The organism is Rhodoplanes roseus (assembly GCF_003258865.1).
Classification (GTDB): Bacteria; Pseudomonadota; Alphaproteobacteria; order Rhizobiales; family Xanthobacteraceae; genus Rhodoplanes; species Rhodoplanes roseus.
Window position 1 is genome coordinate 16,474 of record NZ_NPEX01000013.1, and the last position, 23,375, is coordinate 39,848.

At 69.9% G+C, this 23,375-nt stretch carries 22 protein-coding genes; 12 read left to right on the top strand and 10 right to left on the bottom strand.

Features of this window, described 5'->3' with window-relative positions; genetic code table 11:
* Positions 1 to 4 precede the first annotated feature (4 nt).
* The 4 genes from CH341_RS03435 to rpe all read left to right on the top strand — a co-directional run bounded on the left by CH341_RS03435 (position 5) and on the right by rpe (position 4,987).
* Positions 5 to 1,048 carry a class 1 fructose-bisphosphatase gene (locus CH341_RS03435; RefSeq protein WP_111417628.1) on the top strand — a complete coding sequence of 348 codons (1,044 nt, stop codon included), beginning with the start codon at positions 5 to 7 and terminating at the stop codon, positions 1,046 to 1,048.
* Positions 1,049 to 1,218: 170 nt separating this feature from the next.
* The gene (locus tag CH341_RS03440) at positions 1,219 to 2,097 is read left to right on the top strand and encodes a phosphoribulokinase (protein ID WP_111417629.1); all 879 of its coding nucleotides are present in this window, start codon (positions 1,219 to 1,221) and stop codon (positions 2,095 to 2,097) included.
* Positions 2,098 to 2,240: 143 nt separating this feature from the next.
* Positions 2,241 to 4,298: a transketolase gene (gene tkt, locus CH341_RS03445; RefSeq protein ID WP_170149451.1), complete on the top strand. Its 2,058-nt coding sequence runs from the start codon at positions 2,241 to 2,243 to the stop codon at positions 4,296 to 4,298.
* Entirely contained in the window at positions 4,295 to 4,987 is a 693-nt protein-coding gene (rpe, locus tag CH341_RS03450; protein ID WP_111417630.1) for a ribulose-phosphate 3-epimerase, read from the top strand. Before tkt ends, rpe begins: the two co-directional genes overlap by 4 nt.
* Before the next feature lie 46 nt (positions 4,988 to 5,033).
* Here the strand turns inward: rpe and CH341_RS03455 are convergent, their stop codons facing one another.
* Positions 5,034 to 5,519: a peroxiredoxin gene (locus tag CH341_RS03455; RefSeq protein ID WP_111417631.1), complete on the bottom strand. Its 486-nt coding sequence runs from the start codon at positions 5,517 to 5,519 to the stop codon at positions 5,034 to 5,036.
* Between the two features lie 179 nt (positions 5,520 to 5,698).
* Positions 5,699 to 6,547, bottom strand: a complete 849-nt coding sequence (locus CH341_RS03460) for a protein-disulfide reductase DsbD domain-containing protein (protein WP_111417632.1) — start codon at positions 6,545 to 6,547, stop codon at positions 5,699 to 5,701.
* A gap of 147 nt (positions 6,548 to 6,694) precedes the next feature.
* On the opposite strand from CH341_RS03460, the gene CH341_RS03465 reads away from it, so the two are divergent.
* Positions 6,695 to 7,315 carry a YqgE/AlgH family protein gene (locus CH341_RS03465; RefSeq protein ID WP_111417633.1) on the top strand — a complete coding sequence of 207 codons (621 nt, stop codon included), beginning with the start codon at positions 6,695 to 6,697 and terminating at the stop codon, positions 7,313 to 7,315.
* Positions 7,316 to 7,510: 195 nt separating this feature from the next.
* Here CH341_RS03465 and CH341_RS03470 read toward each other — a convergent pair whose 3' ends face one another.
* Both CH341_RS03470 and CH341_RS03475 read right to left on the bottom strand, forming a co-directional pair.
* A complete protein-coding gene (locus tag CH341_RS03470; RefSeq protein ID WP_111417634.1) occupies positions 7,511 to 10,360 on the bottom strand; it encodes an EAL domain-containing protein in 2,850 nt (949 codons plus the stop codon).
* 103 nt (positions 10,361 to 10,463) lie between these two features.
* Positions 10,464 to 11,462: an NAD(P)H-quinone oxidoreductase gene (locus CH341_RS03475; RefSeq protein ID WP_111417635.1), complete on the bottom strand. Its 999-nt coding sequence runs from the start codon at positions 11,460 to 11,462 to the stop codon at positions 10,464 to 10,466.
* A gap of 182 nt (positions 11,463 to 11,644) precedes the next feature.
* Here CH341_RS03475 and CH341_RS03480 point away from each other — a divergent pair, with 182 nt between their 5' ends.
* Together CH341_RS03480 and rcdA are read left to right on the top strand one after the other, a co-directional pair.
* Positions 11,645 to 11,839: a DUF1192 domain-containing protein gene (locus tag CH341_RS03480; protein WP_111417636.1), complete on the top strand. Its 195-nt coding sequence runs from the start codon at positions 11,645 to 11,647 to the stop codon at positions 11,837 to 11,839.
* A gap of 419 nt (positions 11,840 to 12,258) precedes the next feature.
* Complete coding sequence (gene rcdA, locus CH341_RS03485; protein WP_111417637.1) at positions 12,259 to 12,780, top strand: protease adaptor protein RcdA; 522 nt, start codon at positions 12,259 to 12,261, stop codon at positions 12,778 to 12,780.
* A gap of 256 nt (positions 12,781 to 13,036) precedes the next feature.
* On the opposite strand, the gene rpmE is transcribed toward rcdA, so the two are convergent.
* Complete coding sequence (rpmE, locus tag CH341_RS03490) at positions 13,037 to 13,261, bottom strand: 50S ribosomal protein L31 (RefSeq protein ID WP_111417638.1); 225 nt, start codon at positions 13,259 to 13,261, stop codon at positions 13,037 to 13,039.
* A gap of 280 nt (positions 13,262 to 13,541) precedes the next feature.
* Between rpmE and CH341_RS03495 the strand changes: the two genes are divergently transcribed.
* Positions 13,542 to 15,377, top strand: coding sequence for an ABC transporter transmembrane domain-containing protein (locus CH341_RS03495; protein WP_111417639.1), 1,836 nt, complete (start codon positions 13,542 to 13,544; stop codon positions 15,375 to 15,377).
* Positions 15,378 to 15,394: 17 nt separating this feature from the next.
* Here CH341_RS03495 and CH341_RS03500 read toward each other — a convergent pair whose 3' ends face one another.
* The 5 genes from CH341_RS03500 to mbfA form a co-directional block, all read right to left on the bottom strand.
* A complete protein-coding gene (locus tag CH341_RS03500) occupies positions 15,395 to 15,883 on the bottom strand; it encodes a GNAT family N-acetyltransferase (protein ID WP_111417640.1) in 489 nt (162 codons plus the stop codon).
* The gene (locus CH341_RS03505) at positions 15,880 to 16,911 is read right to left on the bottom strand and encodes a peptidoglycan -binding protein (protein WP_111417641.1); all 1,032 of its coding nucleotides are present in this window, start codon (positions 16,909 to 16,911) and stop codon (positions 15,880 to 15,882) included. The genes CH341_RS03500 and CH341_RS03505 overlap by 4 nt, the downstream gene beginning before the upstream one ends.
* 15 nt (positions 16,912 to 16,926) lie before the next feature.
* A complete protein-coding gene (locus CH341_RS03510) occupies positions 16,927 to 17,931 on the bottom strand; it encodes a flagellar motor protein MotA (RefSeq protein WP_111417642.1) in 1,005 nt (334 codons plus the stop codon).
* A gap of 125 nt (positions 17,932 to 18,056) precedes the next feature.
* The gene (locus CH341_RS03515) at positions 18,057 to 18,854 is read right to left on the bottom strand and encodes an inositol monophosphatase family protein (RefSeq protein WP_111417643.1); all 798 of its coding nucleotides are present in this window, start codon (positions 18,852 to 18,854) and stop codon (positions 18,057 to 18,059) included.
* 186 nt (positions 18,855 to 19,040) lie between these two features.
* The gene (gene mbfA, locus CH341_RS03520; protein WP_111417644.1) at positions 19,041 to 19,997 is read right to left on the bottom strand and encodes an iron exporter MbfA; all 957 of its coding nucleotides are present in this window, start codon (positions 19,995 to 19,997) and stop codon (positions 19,041 to 19,043) included.
* A 204-nt stretch (positions 19,998 to 20,201) separates the two neighbouring features.
* On the opposite strand from mbfA, the gene radC reads away from it, so the two are divergent.
* The 4 genes from radC to CH341_RS35700 form a co-directional block, all read left to right on the top strand.
* Positions 20,202 to 20,921 (top strand): RadC family protein, encoded by a 720-nt coding sequence (gene radC, locus CH341_RS03525; RefSeq protein ID WP_111417645.1) that lies wholly within the window; start codon positions 20,202 to 20,204, stop codon positions 20,919 to 20,921.
* Between the two features lie 140 nt (positions 20,922 to 21,061).
* Positions 21,062 to 21,745 carry a GntR family transcriptional regulator gene (locus CH341_RS03530; protein WP_111417646.1) on the top strand — a complete coding sequence of 228 codons (684 nt, stop codon included), beginning with the start codon at positions 21,062 to 21,064 and terminating at the stop codon, positions 21,743 to 21,745.
* Positions 21,742 to 23,025, top strand: coding sequence for a dicarboxylate/amino acid:cation symporter (locus CH341_RS03535; RefSeq protein WP_111417647.1), 1,284 nt, complete (start codon positions 21,742 to 21,744; stop codon positions 23,023 to 23,025). The genes CH341_RS03530 and CH341_RS03535 overlap by 4 nt, the downstream gene beginning before the upstream one ends.
* A partial coding sequence (locus tag CH341_RS35700; protein WP_245430855.1) for a beta-eliminating lyase-related protein occupies positions 23,022 to 23,375 on the top strand: 354 nt, incomplete at its 3' end. The genes CH341_RS03535 and CH341_RS35700, both read left to right, overlap by 4 nt.

Below are 23,375 nucleotides of genomic sequence, written 5' to 3' on the forward strand. Positions count from 1 at the left end.
GAGCATGGCTGAGACACTGGACGGATTTCTCGGACGATGGGCCGGCGCGGACCCGGCCCGCGATGCGGTGAGAACGACGCTGCTGGCCCTCACCGATGCCACCATGGCGATCGCGGCCGTCGTCGCCGAAGGGCCGCTCGCCGGCGAGCTGTCGGCGGTCCGCGGCACCGGAGCGGACGGCTACGACGAGCAGAAGGAGCTCGACGTGCGCGCCGATCGCCTGCTGTACGACGCGCTGAAAGGCGCGCCCGTCGCCGCTTACGCCTCGGAGGAGGCCGAGCTGCCGGTCGCCGTCACGCCCGGCGCGCCGCTGCTGGTCGCGGTCGATCCACTCGACGGCTCCTCCAACATCGACACCGACGTGACCATCGGCACCATCTTCTCGGTTCTGCCGGCGCCCGACGGCGTCGATCCGGTGTCGGAAGCGGCATTCTTTCAGAAAGGCCGGGCCCAGCTCGCCGCCGGCTACGTCGTCTACGGCCCGCACACCGCGCTGGTGCTCAGCGTCGGCGACGGCACGGCGCATTTCGTGCTCGACCGCATTGCGGGCGCCTATCGGCTGATCGAGAATCGCGTGACCATCCCGGCGGCGGCCAAGGAATTCGCCATCAACATGTCGAACCACCGGCATTGGGACGACCGGCTGCGGCTCTATGTCGACGATCTGCTGCAGGGCAAGGACGGCCCGCGCGAGGTCGACTACAACATGCGCTGGATCGCCTCGATGGTGGCGGAGGCGCACCGCATCATCATCCGGGGCGGCATCTACCTGTATCCCGCCGACACGCGGGCCGGCTATACGCAAGGCCGGTTGCGCCTGGTCTACGAGGCGTTTCCGATCGCGTTGCTGATGGAGCAGGCCGGCGCGGCGGCGACCGACGGCCGCACGCCCATTCTCGATCTCGTCCCCGAAAAGCTGCACCAGCGCGTTCCCCTGATCTTCGGCTCGCGCGAGAAAGTCGACCGGGTCTCGAACTATCTCACCGGTCCCGGCGAGATCGCCGAGCGCTCGCCGCTGTTCGGCAAGCGGGGGCTGCTCACCGCGTGAGAGCAAGCAGCAACGAGGATTTGAATTAAGCCATTTCCCGGTCATTCCGGGGCGCCGCGAAGCGTCGAGCCCGGAATCCAGCCAAGAACACCGTCGTTGCCGCTGGATTCCGGGTTCGCACCTGCGGTGCGCCCCGGAATGACGGCAGACAGAAGTCCGGGTTCAGGAACATGTCCGTCAAGCATCCCATCATCTCGGTCACCGGCTCTTCCGGCGCGGGAACCAGCACGGTCAAGCACACCTTCGATCAGATTTTCCGGCGCGAGAACATCACGGCCGTGTCGATCGAGGGCGACGCCTTCCATCGCTACGACCGCGCCACCATGAAGGCCGAGATCGCCCGGCGCGCCGCGGAGGGCGACCAGACCTTCAGCCACTTCAACATCGAGGCCAACGAGCTCGAGGAGCTCGAGCGCGTGTTCCGCGACTACGGCCTGACCGGCAGGGGGCGCAGCCGCCACTACGTGCACAGCGCCGAGGAGGCCGAGCGCTTCGGCGTGCCGGTCGGCACCTTCACCGAATGGGCGCCGTTCGAGGACAAGTCGGATCTCTTGTTCTACGAAGGCCTGCACGGGTCGGTGGCGACCGACACGATCAATGTCGCGCAATACGCCGATCTCAAGATCGGCGTCGTGCCGGTGATCAATCTCGAATGGATTCAGAAGATCCATCGCGACCGCGCGGCGCGCGGCTACTCGACCGAGGCCGTCACCGACACGATCCTGCGCCGCATGCACGCCTATGTGCACGTGATCTGTCCGCAGTTCACCGAGACCGACATCAACTTCCAGCGGGTGCCCACCGTCGACACCTCGAACCCGTTGGTGGCGCGCTGGATCCCGACGCCCGACGAGTCGATGGTGGTGATCCGCTTCAAGAACCCGCGCGGCATCGACTTCGCTTATCTGCGCAGCATGATCGACGGCAGCTTCATGAGCCGCGCCAACTCGATCGTGATTCCGGGCGGCAAGCTCGATCTCGCCATGCAGCTCATCCTGACGCCGATGATCCTGAAGCTCGTCGAGCGCAAGCGCCGCGCCCTGGCGTGACATTCGGCTTGGTCATTCCGGGGCGCGCCGAGGGCGCGAACCCGGAATCCAGCGACGTATTCCGAGCGTGCGGTTGGATTCCGGGTTCGGCGCTGTGCGCCGCCCCGGAACGACCGCCAGAACGACATCCGGGAGGAACCACCATGAGCATGCCGGCGACGATCGAGCGGCAGGACGGCGAGGGGCAGGACACGCATCAGGGGCTCGCCTGGCCCGTGACGGCGGCGCTGCGGGCGCTCGCCATGGACGCGGTCGAGCAGGCGAAGTCGGGCCATCCGGGCGCGCCGATGGGCATGGCCGAGATCGCCGCCGTGCTGTGGCGCGGGGTGATGCGGCACGATCCGGCCGATCCGCGCTGGCCCGATCGCGACCGCTTCGTGCTGTCCAACGGCCACGCCTCGATGCTGCTCTACGGCCTCCTGCATCTCACCGGCTACGACCTGCCGATCGAGGAGCTGAAGCGGTTCCGTCAGCTCCATTCGAAGACGCCCGGGCATCCCGAATACAGGATGACGCCTGGCGTCGAGACGACCACCGGGCCTTTGGGCCAAGGGCTCACCAATGCGGTCGGCATGGCGCTGGCCGAGAGAACGCTCGCGGCGCAGTTCAACCGGCCGGGCCATGCGATCGTCGACCACCGCACCTTCGTGGTCCTCGGCGACGGCTGCCTGATGGAAGGCATCAGCCACGAGGCCGCCTCGCTCGCCGGCCGGCTCGGGCTGGGCAAGCTGATCGCGGTGTGGGACGACAACGGCATCTCGATCGACGGCAAGGTGACCGAGTGGTTCTCGGACGACACGCCGGCCCGGTTCCGTGCCTATGGCTGGCAGGTGATCGAGGGTGTCGACGGCCACGATCCGGAGGCGATCGCCCGCGCCTTCGCTCAGGCGCTCGCCGACCAGACGAAGCCGACCTTGATCTGCGCCCGCACCACCATCGGCCGCGGCGCGCCGACCAAGCAGGGCCACCAGGACACCCATGGCGCGCCGCTCGGCGCCGAGGAGATCGCCCGCACGCGCGCCGCGATGGGCTGGACCCATCCGCCCTTCCACGTGCCGGCCGAGGTCTATGCCGCATGGGACGGTCGCGCCCGCGGCGCCGCGCTCTCGGCCGAGTGGCGGGACCGTTTTTCCACCTATGCGGCGGCGCACCCGGACCTCGCAGCGGAGTTCGAGCGACGCCTCGCCGGCGACCTGCCGGCCGGCTTCGCCGACGCCGCGGCCGTGGCGCTCACCGCCGAGACGGCGGCCGGTGCCGTCGCCACCCGAAAAGCCGGGCAGATCGCGCTGACCGAGTTCGCCAAGGCGCTGCCCGAGCTTTTGGGGGGCTCGGCGGATCTCGCGCATTCGAACCTGACGTTCCACCCGAAGAGCGTGCCGGTGACGCGCGATCCAGCCGGCAACCAGATCCTGTTCGGCGTGCGTGAGTTCGGCATGTCGGCGATCGCCAACGGGCTCGCGCTGCACGGCGGGTTCATCCCGTATGTCGCGACCTTCCTGGTGTTCTCCGACTACGCGCGCAACGCGGTGCGGATGTCGGCCCTGATGGGGCTGCGGGTCATCTACGTGTTCACCCACGACTCGATCTCGGTCGGCGAGGACGGGCCGACCCACCAGCCGATCGAGCACGTGGAGAGCCTTCGGCTGATCCCCGGCCTCGACGTCTGGCGTCCGGCCGATGCCGCCGAGACCGCGGTGGCCTGGACGGCGGCGCTGGAGCGGCGCGACGGACCGACCGCCCTGATCCTCACCCGTCAGGCGCTGCCGCCGCAGCCGACGAGCGGCCTCGACGTCCTGGCGGAAACCGGCGCTCGGGTTCTTCGCGACGCCGTCGGCCCGTGCGCCACCCTGGTGGCGACCGGGTCGGAGGTGCGGCTGGCGACGGATGCGGCCGCGCTGCTCGCCCAGGCCGGCCTGCCGGTGCGGGTCGTATCTGTCCCCTGTGTCGAGCGCTTCGAGGCGCTGCCGGTGGAGGCGCGCGCCGCCCTGGTGCCGGCCGGCACGCCCGTCGTCGTGGTCGAGGCGGGCGTCACCCGCGGCTGGCGGGGTCTCGCGGGACCGGCCGGCCGGGTCGTCGGGCTTGACCGCTTCGGCGAGTCGGCGCCCGAGAAGGACCTGCTGAAGGAGTTCGGCTTCACTGCCGAGCGCGTGGCGGACGTCGTCGCTGCGGCCGTCGGCGGATCGGCCGGAGGTGCGGCATGAACACCGTCATCGCTCCGTCCATCCTGTCCGCCGACTTCTCACGCCTCGGCGCCGAGATCGCAGCCGTCGAAGCAGCGGGCGCCGACTGGATCCATTTCGACGTGATGGACAATCACTTCGTGCCGAACCTCACCTTCGGCCCGATGGTGCTGAAGGCGGTGCGCCCGCACACGACGATGCCGATCGACGTGCATCTGATGGTGCAGCCGGTCGACGCGCTGGTGGAAGGCTTCGCGGCCGCCGGCGCCGACCTGATCTCGGTTCACGTCGAGGCCTGCCCGCATCTCGACCGCACGCTTCAGCTGATCCGATCCAAGGGCAAGCAGGTGGGCGTGGTGATCAATCCGGCGACGCCGGCGCACGCGCTCGACTGCGTGCTGCCGCAGGTCGATCTGGTGCTGCTGATGACGGTCAATCCCGGCTTCGCCGGCCAGGCCTTCATCCGCCCCGTGCTCGACAAGGTGCGAGTGGTCCGCGCCATGATCGACGCGATCGGGCTGCCGATCCGCCTCCAGGTCGACGGCGGCGTCACGCCCGACACGATCGGCGAGGTCGCCGCCGCAGGCGCCGACACGTTCGTGGCCGGCAGCGCGATCTTCGGCAAGCCGGACTATGCCGAGGCGATCGCCGCGCTCCGGCGGGGCGCCGCGGCCGCCCACACCGCGGCCGCGATGCGCGTCGCGGTGTGACGCGGGCCGGATGGATGCGCGCCCGGCGGACGGGCGCGCATCCGGGTCACATCGCGGCGAGCAGTGCGTCGGCGCTCGACAGCTCGGCCTTGCCGGCCTCCTGCTCGACCGACAGCCTCTTCACCACGCCGTCCTCGACCAGCATGGCGTAGCGCTTGGAGCGGACCCCGAGGCCGCCGGCGCTGATGTCCATGGTCATGTCGATCGCCTTGGCGAAGTCGCCGTTGCCGTCCGCCAGGAACTCGATCTGCCCCTCGGCCCCGCTCGCCTTCATCCAGGCGTTCATCACGAAGGCGTCGTTGACCGACGTGACCGCGATGGTATCGACGCCCTTCTGCTTGATCGAGTCGGCGTTCTTGAGGAAGCCCGGCAGGTGGTTGTTCGAGCAGGTCGGCGTGAAGGCGCCCGGCACCGCGAACAGCACCACGGTCTTGCCCTTGAAGATCTCGTCGGTGGTGACCCAGGCCGGTCCGCCCGCCGTGATGACGCGGAATTTTGCCTCGGGGATGCGGTCGCCGACCTGAATGGGCATGGTGTCTCTCACGCTTGGGTTGAAGCTCGGGGTGGCCGCTTGCGGCCGCCCGGGTGACGAGGGTGGACGGAGAGGTCTCCGGGCGGCGAACCGCCGGACCGGACGATCTCTACGCGGCGAATTGAAGCATCCGTGCGACGGTGCGCAAGCCCGTTGCGCGAGCGGCGGCGGGGACGGCGTCAATCGACCGTCACCCGAACCTCGATGGCGGTGTCGCCGGCCACGGCCGTCAGGGTCAGGGCCGCACCTTTCGGGTCGGTTCCGGGCGGGGCGCCGTCGACGGCGAAGGCGAACAGGCGGGTGCCGTCCAGCCCGTCGCCGGCGGGCTCGGGCAGCGGCAGCGCCCAGTCCTCGGTCGGGCCTTCGGCGAACAGGTCGACGGGCGTGGCGGCTGGCGCCGCGACGGCGACGACGATGCGGGGCTTCGGCCACGCGCCTTCGCGGCGGACCGTGCGGATCGACAGGGCCCCGGGAGCACCCAACTCGGCCCGCCGGGGCACTTTCGCGCCCGCCGCGTCCACGGTCGCGGCCTCGTCGGCGGCGGCCGGCAGCGCCAGCGTCGCGCGGCCCGTCACCGGGACGCACAGCTTCTCGCAGACGGCGTAATCCAGTTCGACTGCCAGCGTCGCGGGACGGGTCGGGTCCTCTCGCTCGACGGTGAGCGGAAACATCACCCGGTCCGAATAGCCGATTGCAGTGCCGGCGCCGTCCTCGAATCGCTTCGGCGCCGGCCATCCCACGGTGGCGCGACGGACATTGGTCGAGCCGGCGAAATCGAAGCGCGGCGGCACGCCCGAGTCACCCGGATACCGCCAGTAGGTCTTCCAGCCGGGCGCCAGCCGGACTTCGAGACCGGCGACGAGGAACGGCGGGGCGCCGCCAGGCGTTCCGCCGACGAGCCTGATGGCGGCGCGCGCATCGCCGTTCCACGGGGAGGCGGCGGGCGGACCGCCTGCACCCTCCGCCGACACCACCGTGGCGGCCAGGACGAACGAGAGGGCGGAGAGCCGCAATGTCGGTGCATTCATGAGTCAGTCTCTCGTTCGGCGGAGTGTCGCAGGGACGCCGTGCCGGCGGCGTAGAAGCTTTCTGGGCAGCCAGGGCGCCCCGGTGGGCACCCGTCCGGCGGCGACACGCGTTGCCCAACACGAGCCGCTCGGAGTAATCTCGCCGAGATGAAAGCCGCACGGAAGATCGCGCAGGATCACGAGCCCAAACGGGGCTATTTGGACGGACAGATGCTGATCGCCATGCCGAGCATGCGCGACGAGCGTTTCGCCCGAAGCCTGATCTACGTCTGCGCGCATTCGTCCGAGGGCGCCATGGGCATCATCGTCAACCAGCCGGCCCCTAACATCAATTTCGCGGACCTGCTGGTGCAGCTCGAGGTCATTCCCGCCTCCGACCTGATCATCCTGCCGCCACGGGCCGGGTCCGTGAAGGTTCTGCGCGGCGGTCCGGTGGAGACCGGGCGCGGCTTCGTTCTTCACTCGGCCGACTTCTTCATCGAGAACTCGACCCTGCCGATCGACGACGGCATCTGCCTGACCGCCACGCTGGACATTTTGAAGGCGATCGCGCGCGGCGACGGACCGGATTCGGCCGTTCTGGCGCTCGGGTACGCCGGTTGGGCGCCGGGGCAGCTCGAGACCGAGATCCAGGCCAATGGCTGGCTGCACTGCACGGCCGACCCGGACCTCATCTTCGGCGCCGACACCGACCGCAAATACGAGCGCGCCCTCGAGAAGATCGGCATCCACCCCGGCATGCTGTCGAGCGAATCCGGTCACGCGTGAGAGGTTTTCGTATCGAGGCGATCTGAGCCGAGCCCCGTGCCGCAGCCGGCTCTCTCCCCCCTTGTGGGGGAGAGGTGGAGAGGGGGGTGAGCCCCGAACTCCGCGCGTGGGGCTCCCCCCCTCCCTGTCCCTCCCCCACAAGGGGGGAGGGAACGCAAGAGCGGTAGCGCCGACTAACAGCGTGCCTTTGAGCAGTTAACGCGTCGCGAGCGCCAGGCGGTCGCTGACCAGGAGCTCGCGGGCGGCCTCGGCCGGCATCGGCTCGCCGAACACGTAGCCCTGCACGTATTCGCAGCCGAGCTGGTAGAGCTCGACGGCGTCCGAATCGGTCTCCGCGCCTTCCGCCACCACCTCCATCCCGAGATCGTGGCACAGCCCGATGATCGAGCGCAGGAGCACGGGCCGGGTGCCCTTGGCGGTGGTGCGCACGAACGACTTGTCGATCTTGATGGTGTCGAACGGGAAGCGCTGCAGGTAGGCCAGCGACGAGTGTCCGGTGCCGAAGTCGTCCAGCGCCAGCCCGGCGCCGAGCTCCTTGATCCGGTGCAGGATCTGCGCGGCGAGCTCGGGATTCTCCATGACCAGCGACTCGGTGAGCTCGAGCTTCAGGCTGCCGCGCATCAGGCCCGAGCGCGCCATCACGGTGCGCAGGTCGTGGATCAGGTCGTGGCGCAGCAGCTGGCGCGACGAGACGTTGACGCTGGCGAACAGCGGCACCCGGGTCGGCACGGCGCGCTGCCAGATGGCGAGCTGGCGGGCGGTGCGCTCCAGGGCGAACAGGCCGAGGTCGACGATCAGGCCGATCTCCTCGGCGATCGAGATGAACTCGGACGGCGACAGCCGGCCCATCTTGGGGTGGTCCCAGCGCGCCAGCGCCTCGAAGCCGGCGACCGAGCGATCCTCCAGCCGCACGATCGGCTGGTACAGGATGGTGATCTCCTCGCGCTCCAGGGCGCGGCGCAGCTCGGATTCGAGCGTCAGCCGGTCGGTCTTGCGGGCCCGCATCGCCGGCTTGTAGATCTCGATGCGGTCGCCGCCGATCCGCTTGCCGTGATACATCGCCAGCTCGGCGTCCTTGAGCACCTCGTCGGGGCGCTGCGCCTGCGCGTCGTGGAGCGCGACCCCGATCGATGCGGTCAGGATGATCTCGCGGTCGTTGAACGTGATCGGCCCGTTGATGGTCTTGCGCATCGTCTCGGCGAAGGCGATGGCGCGACCCGACTCCCGCTCGGAGAGCAGGATCAGGCCGAACTGGTCGCCGCCGAGCCGGGCCAGCGTGTCCTGGGCCTTCAGCAGGCGGCCGAGCCGGCGCGCCAGCGTCAGCAGGATCGAGTCGCCGACCGCCATGCCGACCGAATCGTTGACCTGCTTGAAGCGGTCGAGGTCGATCACCATCACGGTCGGCTTGATCGTGGCATCGGCCTTGGCGAAGGCGAAGACGCTCTGCAGGCGGTCGAGGAAGAGCTGGCGGTTGGGCAGGCCGGTGAGGTTGTCGTGCACGGCGTCGTGCAACAGCCGCTCCTCGGCGGTCTTGAACTCGGTCACGTCGGTGAGCGTGCCGACGAGACGCACGACCTCGCCGTCCGAGCCGACCACGGGTCGCGCCTTCAACGTGAACCACAGATAGTGTCCGTCGGTGGTGCGCAGACGGAAATCCTGCACCAGGCGACCCCGGCGCTGCTCCAGCGCGCTGTCGAGGGTGGCGCGAAAGCGGTCACGGTCGAGCGGGTGCAGGATCTCGAGCCACTGCGCCGCCGCGCCGTCCAGGGTGCCGCGCTTGAGGCCGAGCACCTGCTCGGTCTCCGGGCTGGTGAACACCTTGTCGGTGGTGACGTCCCAGTCCCAGATCAGGTCACCGGCACCGGTCAGCGCCAGCGCCCGGCGCTCGACGTCGGACACGATGCCCTGCGTGACGCCGCCCGCAAAAGCGTGCTGCATCACCGTGAAGCCGATCAGCATGACGATCAGCACGAGACCCCCGAGCAGGGCGGGGCCGACGATGTCGTTGGTGACGGCGCCCGTCACGGTCATGCCGGCGGCGAACACCCAGACCACCAGCAGGAGCCAGGTCGGGATCAGCAGCACGGCGCGGTCGAAGCCGTGGGTCGAGAGATAGAGGACGAGGCCGAGGCCGAGCGTCGCCACCAGCAGCAGCGACAGGCGGGCGACGCCCGAGGCGATCGCCGGGTCCCACAGCGCCACGGCGAACAGGGCGGCCAGCACGGTCAGCCAGCCGATCGTCACATGGGCGTAGCGGACGTGCCAGCGGCTGAGATTGAGATAGGCGAACAGGAACACCACCAGGGTGGCGGCCAGGATCGCCTCGCCGCAGGCGCGCCACACGCGCTCGGCCCCGGCCGACATGTCGAAGACCTTGCCCCAGAAGCCGAAGTCGACGCCGATATAGACCAGCACGGCCCAGGCCAGCGCCGCGGCGGCCGGGAACATGACGCTGCCCTTGACGACGAACAGGATGGTGAGGAACAGCGCCAGCAGGCCGGCGATGCCGATCACCATGCCATGATACAGCGTGAAGCTGTTGATCTTGTCCTTGTAGGCCTCGGGCTCCCATAGATAGATCTGGGGCAGCCGGTTGGTGCGCAGCTCGATCACGAAGGTGACGACGGCGCCGGGGTCGAGGGTGACGCGGAAGATGTCGGCCGTGGCGCTGTCCTGGCGGTCCGGGCGGTCGCCCGAGCTCGGCGTCACGGTGACGACGCGGGACAGGCCGAGGTCCGGCCACAGCAGCCCGGAGCCGACCATCTGATAGTGCGGCACCACGATGAGCCGGTCGAACTGCTCGTCGCTGGTGTTGGCCAGCGCCAGCACGGCCCAGTTGCCGCCGCCCTCGCGGGCCCGCACCTCGATGCGGCGCACGATGCCGTCCGGCCCGGGTGCGGTCGAGACCTGGACGCGGTCGCCCTCGGTCTGCTGGCGCTCCACCGCGTCGGTGAGGTCGATGGCCGGCACGTCGGGGCGCACGCTGACGGCCTGCACGGCGTGCGCGGCCGAGACGGCCGCGACCACCACGAGGATCGCCGACATCAGCGTGGCGCAGAGACGCCGAAGCAAGCCACACCTCCAGAGATGTCCCCGCCGGCCGGTGCGAGCCGGGGCGGGGCGTTGACAGAACGCGGCCTTGCCGAACCTAGACTGCGAGCACGATCTTGCCGATATGGGCGCTCGATTCCATCCGGGCGTGCGCGGCGGCCGCCTCGGCGAGCGGGAATGTCCGGTCCATCACGGGCTGGACGCGGCCCGAGGCCAGCAGCGGCCACACCGCCTGCTCGGCGGCGCGCGCGATCGCCGCCTTGTCGGCGACCGAGCGGGAGCGCAGCGTCGAGCCGGTATGATGCAGGCGCTTGAGCATGATGCGGCGGAAGTCGACCGTCGTCTTGGGCGAGCCCTGGAAGGCGATCTGGACGATTCGGCCCTCGACCGCGGCGGCCTCGTAATTGCGCTCGATATAGTCGCCGCCGACCATGTCCAGGATCACGTCGGCGCCGGCGCCGCCGGTCGCGGCCTTGGTCTCGGCGACGAAATCCTGCTCGCGGTAGTTCACCGCGACATCGGCGCCGAGTGCCCGGCACGCCTCGCATTTCTCGGCCGAGCCGGCCGTCACGATCACGCGTGCGCCGAACGCCTTGGCGAGCTGGATCGCGATGGTGCCGATGCCGGACGAGCCGCCGTGCAGCAGCAGGGTCTCGCCCGCCTTCAGGCCGCCGCGCTCGAACACGTTGTGCCACACCGTGAACAGAGTCTCGGGAACGGCCGCCGCCTGGGTGGCGGCCATGTCGGGCGGCACCGGCAGCGCATGGCTCTCGTGGGCGACGCAGAACTCGGCATAGCCGCCGCCCGAGACCAGCGCCATCACGCGGTCGCCGATGCTCCAGCGCGACGCGTTCGGGCCGGTGGCGACCACGGTTCCGCAAATCTCCAGGCCCGGAATGTCGGACGCGCCGGGCGGCGGCGGGTAGAGGCCCCGGCGCTGCACCACGTCGGGCCGGTTCACGCCCGCCGCCTGGACCTTCACCAGGATCTCACCTGCACCCGGCGCCGGCACCGGGCGCTCCTCGGGACACAGGACCTCCGGGCCGCCCGGCGTGCGAATGCCGATGGCGGTCATGCGGGCGGGGATTTCACTCATGGAACGACGTCATCCGTAACGGCAGCCCTGTCCGGCGGGAGGCGCTTGCAAGCCAGGCGGTCCTCGGCGCATTTTCGCCGCGCCGGGTACGGCGGGTCGGCGGGCCGACACACTAGAGCATTTTGGCGGGACGAGGGAACCGGTATTGCCGGCCGGCAGGACCGCTTGTCGAGGAGATCGTGATGGCCATCGGGGACGAGGACGACCGGCCCAAGCCGCGGCGGGCCCACGAGATCGGGCAGGATCTGGCGCTCCTCTCGGTCGCCGAGCTGGAGGAGCGCATCGCCCTCCTGCGCGAGGAGATCGAGCGGCTCGAGGCCGCCCGCGACCGCAAGCAGGCGTCGCGCTCGGCGGCGGATCAGTGGTTCAAGCGGTGAGGGGGCGAAAGGGGAGTGGCGAATGGCGAGTAGGGCCGGTGCCGCCACTCGCCATTCGCCACTCGCCTGTCCCTGCCGCCATCCCCCCGGGGCTGCGGACGGTAAGACGCCGTTAAGCTTTCCGCTTTATTACTTTGATCGTCCACCTCGTGGACATCGAGTGGCTCCTGTCCACTCTGTTTGACGCCTCCCTGTTGACACTTTAGGGCCGCCTTCGTGGCGGCCCCTTTTTTGCCGGCCACCCGGGGATGCGACCGGGGCGAGGCCATCGGCCGGGCTGCCGGTTGCAGTTAAGCCGGCCTTCGCCCCGGCTTCTGAAGTCGCGGAAACTATGTCGCGAAAACTTGCGGTGCGCGGGAACGCCGCCGGCTGGACTCCACCGCCCCCCCTCGCCATAGTCCGGGCCAACAGGGGTGCTCATGTCCGACAATTCGCCGATCATGGCGAGCCCGGTCTCCTTCGGGGCTAGGCTCGCATCCTCCCAGGCCTTCGTGGCGCTGTTCAGCGACGGCATGAAGCTGGTCGAGGAAACCGCCGCCTATCTGGACGGGCCGGGCCGGCATGAGTCCAAGCGTCTGGAGCGGGCCGCGGCGCTGTCCTACGCCACCGAGAGCATGCGGCTCACCACCCGGCTGATGCAGCTCGCCTCGTGGCTGCTGCTGCATCGGGCCGTGAACGAGGGCGAGATGTCCCTCGACCAGGCCAACCGCGAGAAGACCAAGGTCAAGCTCGGCATGGCCGACCAGTCCGACGCCGAGACGCTCGGACTCCTCCCCGAGAAGCTGGTCGAGCTGGTCGACCGCTCGCTCAAGCTGCAGGACCAGGTGCGCCGGCTCGACGCCACCATCCACGCCCCGGTGTCCGAGGTCGCTCCCGCCGTCAATCCGCTGGAGCGTCAGCTCGGGCTGCTGAAGGCCGCGTTCGAGCGCGACGGCGAGTAGGCGTCGGCGCGCCACTCCGCTTTCTGCGACAGCAACAGGACTCAGTCATTTCGGGACGGCGCCGAGCGCCGGACCCGGGATCCAGCCGCGCGCTGTGCGTTCGTCTCTGGATTCCGGGTTCGCACCTGCGGTGCGCCCCGGAATGACGACGTCGTCGACACATCGTATCGCGCAAACGCCGAAAGGCCGGGCGGGAGCCCGGCCACGGTGACGTCGACGGTGCGGAGACGGGACGGGACGGCCGCAGCCGTCCGGCTCACTTCAGGCCGAGGCCCGAGAACTTCTTCTGGAAGCGCGACACGCGGCCGCCTCGGTCGAGCAGCTGCTGCGAGCCGCCGGTCCAGGCCGGGTGCGACTTCGGGTCGATGTCGAGCCGCAGCGTGTCGCCGGACTGCCCCCAGGTGGTGCGGGTCTCGAACTCGCTGCCGTCCGTCATGACGACCTTGACGGTATGGTACTGGGGGTGAATCTCGGGCTTCATCGCTCGGTCCTGCAGTCGTAGGTTTGTCCGAAGGTTGCGGGGTCTATATCCCAGCGGCCCCGGCGAGACAAGTCGGGGCGGACCCGCCCGTCGCGGCTCGCCCGCACCTCGTCACCACGTTGCCGAAAATCAAGCCCCGGACGGTTCCGCGCATTGTCAGGTGTCGCCGCGCGAGTCATTGTCCGGCCGCCCGCGAGCCGGTTCCACCGCCTGGTGGCCGGCTCGTGCGAATGCTGTTCTATCACGGTCCAGTTTGTGTCGACGTCGAGCGGGATCTCCCATGAATCTTGACAGCGGCGGACGCGGGCTCGGTTCGAGCGCGTCCCAGGCCGGCCAGCCGCCGGCGGACAACCGGCGCAACATCAAGCCGCTGCTCGCGGTGATCCCCTACGTCATGCGGTACAAGGGCCGGGCGCTCGCCGCGCTGGTCGCGCTGGTGGTCGCCTCGGTCGCCACGCTGGTGCTGCCGGTCGCGGTCCGCCGCATGATCGATTTCGGCTTCACCGAGGAGTATGCGGGTCTCATCCACCAGTACTTCTCGGTGCTGATCCTGCTCGCCGCCGTGCTCGCCGGGGCGAGTGCGATGCGCTACTACCTCGTCACCACGCTGGGCGAGCGCATCGTCGCCGACCTGCGCACCCGCGTGTTCTCGCATCTCACCTCGCTGTCCGCGTCGTTCTTCGATTCCGAGAAGAGCGGCGAGCTGGTGTCGCGGCTCGCCGCCGACACGACGCAGCTCAAGTCGGCGGTCGGCGCCTCGGTGTCGATCACGCTGCGCAACCTGATGCTGTTCTTCGGCTCGACCGCCATGATGGTGGTGACGAGCCCGCGCCTGTCGCTGTTCGTGCTCGCCGTGATCCCGGTCATCGTGCTGCCGCTGGTCGCTTTCGGCCGCGTCGTACGACGGCGCTCGCGCGAGGCGCAGGACACGCTCGCCGAGGCGTCCGGCTACGCGGCCGAGCTGATCGGCGCGATCCGCACGCTGCAGGCCTTCACCAACGAGGTGATGGCGACGACGCGTTTCGGCGAGGCGGTCGAGCGCGCCTGCCGGGCCGCCTTCGCATCGACCAAGGCGCGCGCCGGGCTGACCGGCGTCGCCATCTTCATCGTGTTCTCCTGCGTGGTCGTGATCCTCTGGGTCGGCGCCCAGGACGTCTACGAGCAGCGCATCACGGCGGGGCGGCTCAGCCAGTTCGTGATCTATGCGGTGTTCGCCGCCGGCGCGCTCGGCGAGCTGTCGCAGGTATGGGGCGAGATCTCCCAGGCCGCCGGCGCCGCCGAGCGGCTGACCGAACTGCTCGCGCTCGAGCCGCAGATCGCCGCGCCGAAGAACCCGCTGCCGCTGCCGCCGACGCCGCGCGGCGAGGTCGCCTTCGAGCGGGTGCGCTTCTCCTATCCGACCCGCCTCGACGCGACCGCGCTCGACGACGTGTCGTTCCGGGTCCGCCCCGGCGAGAAGGTGGCGATCGTCGGTCCCTCCGGGGCCGGCAAGAGCACGGTGTTCCACCTGCTGCTGCGCTTCTACGATCCCGCGTCGGGCGCCGTGACGTTCGACGGCGTGCGCCTCGCCGAAGCCGATCCGCAGGCGGTGCGCAGCCGCATCGCCTTGGTGCCGCAGGACGCCGCCGTGTTCGCCGCCTCGATCGCCGACAACATCCGGTTCGGCCGACCGGGCGCCAGCGACGCCGACATCGCCCGTGCCGCCGAGCTGGCGGCGGCGTCGGAGTTCATCGCTCGGCTGCCGCGGGGCATGGAGACGCCGGTCGGCGAGCGCGGCGTGCTGCTGTCGGGCGGCGAGCGCCAGCGTCTCGCCATCGCCCGCGCGATTCTCCGCGAGGCCCCGCTCCTGTTGCTGGACGAGGCGACCTCGGCGCTCGACGCCGAGAACGAGACCCTGGTGAAGACCGCACTGTCCCGCCTGATGCAGGGCCGCACCACGCTCGTCATCGCGCACCGCCTGGCGACCGTCCTGTCCTGCGACCGCATCCTGGTGATGGACCAGGGCCGCATCGTCGAGGAGGGGACGCACGACACCCTCGTCGCCAAAGGCGGCCTCTACGCCCGCCTGGCCCGCCTGCAGTTCGAGACCGGTGGCGAGGCCGTGCCGGTGGTGTGACGGGCACGCCTGGCAGTCTAAGGCCGCCAGATCATCATGAAGACGGGCGACTGGGAGAGCGGGTTGACGTCCTCGCCGCCGATGGCAAAACCCTGCTTCTCGTAGAAGCGGATCGCCCGGTAATTGTCCTTGTTGACGTGCAGCGCGATGCCGGTCGGGGCGACGCGCTTGGCCTCGTCGAGCAGCAGGGTGGCGAGTGGCGTGCCCCACGCCTCGGGCGCCACCACGATCTGGTCGAGATAGCCGCTCTCGTCGATGGTGACGAAGCCGAGCATCTCGCCGTCGATCTCGGCCACCATGACCGACGCCATCGGCACCAGCTCGGTGCGCCAGCGCTCGCGCCACCACGCGACCCGGGCCGCGAAGTCGTGCTGCGGATAGGTGGTCTGCCACGTCCGCCGCCACAGCTCGATGACGGCCTCCTCGTCCTGTCGCTCGTAGGGGCGGACGCTCGGGGCGGATCGGGAAACGGCCTGCGGCGCAGGCCCGGGATCGGTGATCGTCATCGTTCGGTCAGCTTCAGCTCGAGGCGGCGGTTGCGCTGGAAGGCCTCCTCGGTGCGGTCGGGATCGAGCGGCTGGTACTCGCCGAAGCCGGCGGCGACCAGGCGCTGCGGCGGCACGCCCTTGGACATCAGGTACTGCACCACCGAGATGGCGCGGGCCGCCGACAGCGCCCAGTTGCTCGGGAACTGCGGGCTGGCGATCGGGCGGATGTCGGTGTGGCCGTCGACCCGCATCACCCACGGGATCTCGGCCGGAATCTGCTTTTCGAGATCGGTCAGCGCGGCGGCCAGCTTGTCGAGCTCGATGCGGCCTTCGGGGCGCAGGATCGCCTGGCCGGAATCGAAGAACACCTCGGCCTGGAAGACGAAGCGGTCGCCGACGATGCGCACGTCCGGCCGGTTGCCCAGGATGGCGCGCAGCCGGCCGAAGAAGTCCGAGCGATAGCGCGACAGCTCCTGGACGCGCTGCGCCAGCGCGACATTGAGGCGCTGGCCGAGATCGGCGATGCGGGCCTGGGCGTCCTTGTCCTTTCGGTCGGAGGCGTCCAGGGCGGATTCGAGGGCGCCGAGCTGGCGCCGCAGGGCGGCGATCTGCTGGTTCAGGAGCTCGACCTGGGCCAGCGCCCGCGCCGTCACCCGCTTCTCGGAGTCGAGGGCGCCGGAGAGCTCGGAGATGCGCCCCTGCGCGGCGCCGAGCTGGTCCTGCGCACCGGGGCCGGGGGCGCCGGCGCGCAGCCGGTCACGCTCGCTCTCGACCCCGGCGAGGCTCGCCGACAGCCGGGCGATCTCGTCCTCGAGGTTGGCCTTGCCGGTCTTCTCCAGCGACAGCAGGTCGGTGAGCTGCGAAATCTGCGCGGTCAGCCGTTGCAGCGCCGTGTCCTTGCCGGCGACCTCCTGGGACATGAAGAACTGCACCACCACGAAGACGGTGAGCAGGAAGATCACGCCGAGCAGCAGTGTCGACAGCGCGTCGACGAAGCCGGGCCAGTAGTCGACCCCTCGGTCGCGACGGAAGCGGGAAAGCGCCATGCGCGGGTCCGTCCGTCAGGTTTTCTCGGCGTATTGCCGGGCCAGGACCTGGAGCAGCTTCTGCACCTCGGCCTGCTGCTCGGCCTGCGCCTCGACCCAGTCGCGGATGATCTGCTGCTCCTGCCGCATGTGCTGCACCAGGCCCTGGATCCCTTCCGCGAGATTGGCCATCGCGTGGGTCGCGGCCTTGCCGGCGCTCGCCTCGGCGATGGCGTCCTGCAGGCGGCCGAGCGCGTCGCGCATCTCGTGGTTCATGGCGCCCTGAACGGGCAGGCCGGCGCCGCTCGCGACGCCGCCGAGCTCGCGCACCGTGGTGGCGAGCCAGTCCTCGAGCTCGGTGTAGAAGCGGTTTTGCGCCTGGCTGGCCTGCAGATCGAGGAACCCGAGCACCAGCGAGCCGGCGAGGCCGAACAGCGACGACGAGAACGAGATGCCCATGCCGCCGAGGGGGGCGGCGAGCCCCTCCTTGAGCGCGTCCAGCATGGCGCTCGAATCGCCGCCGATCTTCAGGCCCTCGATCACCTTGCCGACCGAGCCGACCGTCTCGATCAGGCCCCAGAAGGTGCCGAGCAGGCCGAGAAAGACCAGGAGGCCGGTCATGTAGCGGGCGGTGTCGCGCGCCTCGTCGAGCCGCATGGCGATCGAATCGAGGATCGAGCGCATGGTCTGGGCCGACAGCGCCATGCTGCCCATGCGGTCGCCCAGGATCGCCGCCATCGGGGCGAGCAGGGTCGGCGGGCGCTCGACCGCGAGGCCGGGATCGGCGAGCCGGAAGCCGTTGACCCAGGCGACCTCGGGAAACAGCCGCACCACCTGGCGGAATCCGAGGACCACGCCGATCAGCAGCACCCCGACGATCAGCCCGTTGAGGCCGGGATTCGCCAGGAACGCGGCCCAGATCTGGCGATGCAGGACGACCACCAGAAGGGCGCCCAGAACCAGGAAAACCAGCATCCGGAACAGGTAGATGCGTGGCGAGGACACCTTGAACGGGTCGATGTCGCGCTCGGACTTGGCCATGGTGATTCCGCCGGTCTCGGTTCGATCCCAATATGGCACAGGCGCGCGGCGAAATTAACGCACCGCGTCATGGTCGCCCCCGGAGTCCGCCGGATTTTCCGCCTCGCCCGGGGCGGACGGGCCGGTCACTCCCGGTTGGCGGCTTTCAGGAGCGCGAGAATCTCCCGCTGCATGGTCTCGTTGCCGCAGATGATGCTCTTGCGGCCGAGCATCTGGTCGCCGCCCTCGCAGTCGCTGACATAGCCGCCGGCCTCGCGGATCATCAGGATGCCGGCCGCCATGTCCCAGGGCGACAGGTTGCGCTCCCAGAAGGCGTCGAACCGGCCCGCCGCCACCCAGGCGAGGTCGAGCGCCGCGGCGCCGAACCGGCGCAGGCCGGCCACCCGTTCCTGGACCACGGCGAACTCCTTGCGGAACTGGGCGAGGTCGCCGCGGCCGAGATGCGGCAGGCCGCAGCAGATCACCGCGTCGGCGAGGCGCTGGCGCCCGGCCACCCGGATGCGCTGGTCGTTGAGGAAGGCGCCCTTGCCGCGCTCGGCGATGAACAGCTCCTCGTTGGCCGGATTGTAGATCACCCCGGCCACGATGGTGTCGTCGCGCTGGAGCGCGATCGAGATGGCGAATTGCGGGATGCCGTGCAGGAAGTTGGTGGTGCCGTCGAGGGGGTCGACGATCCAGGTGTGGCTCGGGTCGGAGCCCGCCTGCAGGCCGCCCTCCTCGCCCAGGAAACCGTAACCGGGCCGGGCCTTCTCGAGCTCGGCCTTGAGCGTCTCCTCGGCCTTGCGGTCGGCTGCGGTGACGAAGTTCGCCGGGCCCTTGAGGGACACCTGCAGGTGCTCGACCTCGCCGAAATCGCGCTTGAGGGTGCGGCCGGCCTTGCGGGCGGCGGCCACCATGACGTTGAGGAGTGCCGAGCGGAGCATGTTTCGCCACACGCGTCATGGCGGGGCTCGCCCCGCCATCCACGCCTTTGTTGGACCAGTGATCGTTCGTTGGATGCCCGCGACGGGCGGGCACGACGCTTGAACCGTGCGCCGGGGTCTTACACGCTGGCGCGCCGGCGATCCACCCCTGGCGCCCCGGCCGGCCCCACGGGCGGGGCCTACGCCTCAGGCGCTGCCGATGAGAATCCCGGCCAGGAAGACCAGCACGCCGCCCAGCACCACCTGGAAGGTCGCCGAAAGGAGCGGCGTGTCCATGTACTTCCAGCGGATCCACGAGATCACGGCGAGCTCGGCGATCACCACGGCGAAGGCCACCAGCGTGGCGGTCCAGAAATGCGGGATCAGGTAGGGCAGGGTGTGGCCGAGGCCGCCGACCGTCGTCATCAGGCCGCAGACGCCGCCGCGCAGCCACGGCGAGCCGCGCCCGGTCAGCGATCCGTCGTCCGAGAGCGCCTCGGCGAAGCCCATCGAGATGCCGGCCCCGATCGACGCCGCCATGCCGACCAGGAAGGTCGCCCAGGTGTTCTGGGTGGCGAAGGCGGCGGCGAACAGCGGCGCCAGCGTCGAGACCGAGCCGTCCATCAGCCCGGCCAGGCCGGGCTGCACGTATTGCAGCACGAACACCCGCCTTGCGGTGGCGTCCTCCTCGGCGCGGGCATCGGTGGTGAGCAGCTCGGCCTCCAGCCGCTCGGCCAGCGCCTCGTGCTTGTCCTCGGCCTCGGCGAGCTTGAGCAGGAGCTGGCGGATCGTGGCGTCGCGGCTCAGCTCGGCGGCGCGGCGATAGAAGCGCGCCGTCTCGTACTCCATGGTCTCGGCGTATTTGCGGACCTCGTCGAGGCCGAGCGGACGCACCAGCCACAGCGGCTTGTGGCGGACGAAGCCCTTCACGTCCTGGCGGCGGATCAGCGGGATGTAGTCGCCGAACTTCCGGCGATACAGGTCGAACAGCCAGGTGCGGTGGTTGACTTCCTCGTCGGCCATCGCCTCGAACATGGCGGCCGACTTGGGGTATTGCGGCCGCAGCCCGTCGGCGAAGCCGCGATAGATGCGGTTGTCCTCCTCCTCGTTGGAGATGGCGAGGGCGATGATTTCCTGCTCGCTGAGGTCGGCGAAGCGCTTCATGGGGGTGCCTGCAGGTCTGCTGAACCAGTTTAGAACGGTTATAAATGATGTCCGTTCCTTAGGGTACCCCGGCCAAGTGCGCCACCGCTGCGGCCGGGTGGCCGGGATCGTCACAACCTTTCGGTGCGAGGCGGATTGCAAAGCTCGCCGCGAGTCGGCCATTCTGGTACCGGTGAGCGACCGTCACCGCACCCGGTGTGGACCATGGTGAACGACGAGCACCCCGACGACCGGGTCGGGCTGGCGGAGGCGAGCCCGCACTATCACGGCCATCGCGACCGGCTGCGGGCGCGCTTCCGCGACGCCGGCAGCGACGCCGTGACCGACTACGAGCTGCTGGAGCTGGTGCTGTTCCGGGCGTTGCCGCGCCGGGACGTCAAGCCCCTGGCCAAGGCCCTGGTGGCCCGGTTCGGCTCCTTCGCCGAGGTGATCGCGGCGCCGCCGCAGCGCCTCGCCGAGGTGGCCGGCCTGGGCGAGGCGGCCATCACCGACATCAAGATCGTCCAGGCGGCGGCCCAGCGGATCGCCCGCGGCGAGGTCAAGCGGCGCACCGTGCTGTCGTCGTGGTCGGCCGTGCTCGACTATTGCCGGACCGCGATGGCGTTCGCCGACAAGGAGCAGTTCCGCATCCTGTTCCTCGACAAGCGCAACCAGCTCATCGCCGACGAGGTCCAGCAGGTCGGCACCGTCGACCACACGCCCGTCTATCCGCGCGAAGTGGTGAAGCGGGCGCTCGAACTGTCGGCGACGGCCGTCATCCTGGTCCACAACCACCCGTCCGGCGACCCCACCCCCTCGCGCGCCGACATTCAGATGACCCAGGCGATCCTCGACGTCGCCAAGCCGCTCGGCATCGCCCTGCACGACCACATCATCGTCGGCAAGGACGGCCACGCCAGCTTCAAGGGCCTGCGGCTGATCTGACCGCGTTCGGCGCACGGCCCGCTTCCCAACCGACCGGTCCAGCAATCAGGGTCCTCGACGGCGCCTCCTGCCGGCGCGGGATGGGCATTCGAACCGCGGCCATATTGACATGCCACTGGCATGCCAGTTGAATGCCAGGCATGATCAAGCCGCCCCCGCTGCGCCGCGACGACGCCTATGCGCGCATCCGCGACCTCGTCGTCAGCCGGGCGATCGACCCGGACGAGCCGCTGTCAGAGCGCAGCCTCGCCGAGGCGCTCGGGCTCGGCCGCACCCCGGTGCGCGAGGCCTTGCGCGCCCTCACCCAGGACGGGCTCCTGGTGGTGCATCCGATGCGCGGCACCTTCGTGCGCCGACTGTCCTTCGACGATCTGCGCGAGATCCACGAGATGCGGCTGGCCCTGGAAGGCCTCGCCGCCTTCCTGGCCGCGACCCGCGGGTCGACCCCGGACCTCGACGACTGCGTGGCGCAGCTCCGTCCTCTCGTCGCAGCCGAGACCATCGACGTCGACGCGGCCCAGCAGGTCGGCTGGGCGTTCCACGATGCCTTGTTCCGCGCCGCCGAGAACGGCCGGCTCACCGCCGCCTACGAGGCGCTGCGCGCCCAGAGCGGCCTCGCGCTCCAGACGATGCGCCGCTACAGCCCCGACCGCACCCGGCAGGCGGTGCGCGAGCATCTCGACATCCACGCCGCCATCGCGGCGCGCGACCCCGAGGCGGCGCAGCAGCGCATGTGGCGCCATCTCGCCTCCGCCTTCGACGCGCGCCTGCAGGCGCTCGGCGCGACCAGACCGCAGGACACCGGACGAAAGGGCCGATCATGAGCACACGAGCCGCCACAGTGAATCCGTTCAGATGGCCGCTCGCGGTGCAGATGCTGGTCGGCCTCGCGCTCGGGCTGGCGGTCGGCACGACGTGGCCGGAGTTCAGCGTGGCGTTGCGGCCGCTCGGCACCGCCTTCGTCGAGGCGATCAAGATGATCGTCATCCCGGTGGTGTTCGCCACGGTGACGCTCGGCATCTACCGGATGGGCCAGGAGATGCGCACGCTCGGCCGCATCGCCGGGGTCTGCTTCGCCTATTTCTATTTCGCGACGGTGGTGTCGATCGTGATCGGGCTCGGGCTCAACGCGATCTTCCATCCGGGGGCCGGGGCGTCGCTGGCCGCCACCGGGAAGATCCCGGCGAACCTCGCCGTGTCGGTCGACTGGGTGAAGTTCTTCATGGACATGATCCCGTCCAACGTGCTGGCCGCCATGGCCGAGCAGAAGGTGCTGCCGACCCTGGTGTTCTCGATCCTGTTCGGGCTGGCGCTCGCCTCCATCGGCGAAGCGGCGCGCCCGATCGTCGCCACGCTCGACGCCGTCATGCTGGCGATGTTCAAGATCACCCGCTGGATCACGTCGACGGCGCCGCTCGCCATCTTCGCCATCGTGGCCTGGCTGTTCGCCTCGCAGGGGCTCGCCACCGTCATGGCCCTCGCGAAGCTGGTGCTGGTGATGTATCTCGGCCTCGCTCTCATGGTCGGGGTGTTCTGGCTGATGCTGCTCGCCATCGGCGAGAAGCCGATCGCCGTCACCAAGGGCATCATGGAGCCGGTCATTCTCGGCTTCTCGACGCGCTCCTCCGAGGTAACGCTGCCGGTCCACATGGAGAAGCTGCGCGCCATGGGCGTGCCTGAGCGGATCATCGGCGTGGTGCTGCCGCTCGGCTACGCCTTCAACCGCGACGGCTCGATCATGTATTTCGCGCTGGCCGTGACGTTCCTGGCCGAGGCCTATGGCGTGGCGCTGACCGGCTCGGCGCTGTTCACCATCCTGATGGTGACGACCATCGCCAGCAAGGGCAGCGCCAACGTGCCGTCCGGCGGGCTGGTCGCCGTCGCCATGGTGCTGACCGCGATCGGCCTGCCGGTCGAGGCGCTCGCCATCATCGCCGGCGTCGACGCGTTCCTCGACATGGGACGCACCGCCGTCAACGTGTTCGGCAACACGGTCGCGGTGAAGCTGGTTCAGAAATTCGCCGGAGACACGGCTCACGACCAGGCGCCCGTCGACGCGGTCTCCGGGGCGCTGCCACTCGCCACCGAGGCGGGCGAGGCATGATGGTGAATCGCAAGCCCGCCGCGGGCGACATCGTCGACCTGCGCAGCGATACCGTCACGCGCCCGACCGAGGCCATGCTGGAGGCGATGCGCACGGCGCCGCTGGGCGACGACAGCCGCGACGGCGATCCCACCGTGGCACGCCTCGAACGGCTCGCTGCCGCGCGGGTCGGCAAGGAGGCTGCGTTGTTCCTGCCGAGCGGCACGATGGCGAACCTCGTCGCCGTGCTGGCCCATGTCGGCCGCGGCCGCGACGTGCTGGTCGATCCGCTCGCCCATCTGGCCGGCTCCGAGCTGGCCGGCCTCGTCGGCGTCGCCGGCGTCGTCCCGCGCACCGTCGCGAGCCGCGAC

Coding starts and splice junctions, on each gene's coding strand:
- CH341_RS03435 (WP_111417628.1), top strand. CDS start 5: ATGGCTGAGACACTGGACGGATTTCTCGGACGATGGGCCGGCGCGGAC.
- CH341_RS03440 (WP_111417629.1), top strand. CDS start 1,219: ATGTCCGTCAAGCATCCCATCATCTCGGTCACCGGCTCTTCCGGCGCG.
- tkt (WP_170149451.1), top strand. CDS start 2,241: ATGAGCATGCCGGCGACGATCGAGCGGCAGGACGGCGAGGGGCAGGAC.
- rpe (WP_111417630.1), top strand. CDS start 4,295: ATGAACACCGTCATCGCTCCGTCCATCCTGTCCGCCGACTTCTCACGC.
- CH341_RS03455 (WP_111417631.1), bottom strand. CDS start 5,519: ATGCCCATTCAGGTCGGCGACCGCATCCCCGAGGCAAAATTCCGCGTC.
- CH341_RS03460 (WP_111417632.1), bottom strand. CDS start 6,547: ATGAATGCACCGACATTGCGGCTCTCCGCCCTCTCGTTCGTCCTGGCC.
- CH341_RS03465 (WP_111417633.1), top strand. CDS start 6,695: ATGAAAGCCGCACGGAAGATCGCGCAGGATCACGAGCCCAAACGGGGC.
- CH341_RS03470 (WP_111417634.1), bottom strand. CDS start 10,360: ATGTCGGCGATCCTCGTGGTGGTCGCGGCCGTCTCGGCCGCGCACGCC.
- CH341_RS03475 (WP_111417635.1), bottom strand. CDS start 11,462: ATGAGTGAAATCCCCGCCCGCATGACCGCCATCGGCATTCGCACGCCG.
- CH341_RS03480 (WP_111417636.1), top strand. CDS start 11,645: ATGGCCATCGGGGACGAGGACGACCGGCCCAAGCCGCGGCGGGCCCAC.
- rcdA (WP_111417637.1), top strand. CDS start 12,259: ATGTCCGACAATTCGCCGATCATGGCGAGCCCGGTCTCCTTCGGGGCT.
- rpmE (WP_111417638.1), bottom strand. CDS start 13,261: ATGAAGCCCGAGATTCACCCCCAGTACCATACCGTCAAGGTCGTCATG.
- CH341_RS03495 (WP_111417639.1), top strand. CDS start 13,542: ATGAATCTTGACAGCGGCGGACGCGGGCTCGGTTCGAGCGCGTCCCAG.
- CH341_RS03500 (WP_111417640.1), bottom strand. CDS start 15,883: ATGACGATCACCGATCCCGGGCCTGCGCCGCAGGCCGTTTCCCGATCC.
- CH341_RS03505 (WP_111417641.1), bottom strand. CDS start 16,911: ATGGCGCTTTCCCGCTTCCGTCGCGACCGAGGGGTCGACTACTGGCCC.
- CH341_RS03510 (WP_111417642.1), bottom strand. CDS start 17,931: ATGGCCAAGTCCGAGCGCGACATCGACCCGTTCAAGGTGTCCTCGCCA.
- CH341_RS03515 (WP_111417643.1), bottom strand. CDS start 18,854: ATGCTCCGCTCGGCACTCCTCAACGTCATGGTGGCCGCCGCCCGCAAG.
- mbfA (WP_111417644.1), bottom strand. CDS start 19,997: ATGAAGCGCTTCGCCGACCTCAGCGAGCAGGAAATCATCGCCCTCGCC.
- radC (WP_111417645.1), top strand. CDS start 20,202: ATGGTGAACGACGAGCACCCCGACGACCGGGTCGGGCTGGCGGAGGCG.
- CH341_RS03530 (WP_111417646.1), top strand. CDS start 21,062: ATGATCAAGCCGCCCCCGCTGCGCCGCGACGACGCCTATGCGCGCATC.
- CH341_RS03535 (WP_111417647.1), top strand. CDS start 21,742: ATGAGCACACGAGCCGCCACAGTGAATCCGTTCAGATGGCCGCTCGCG.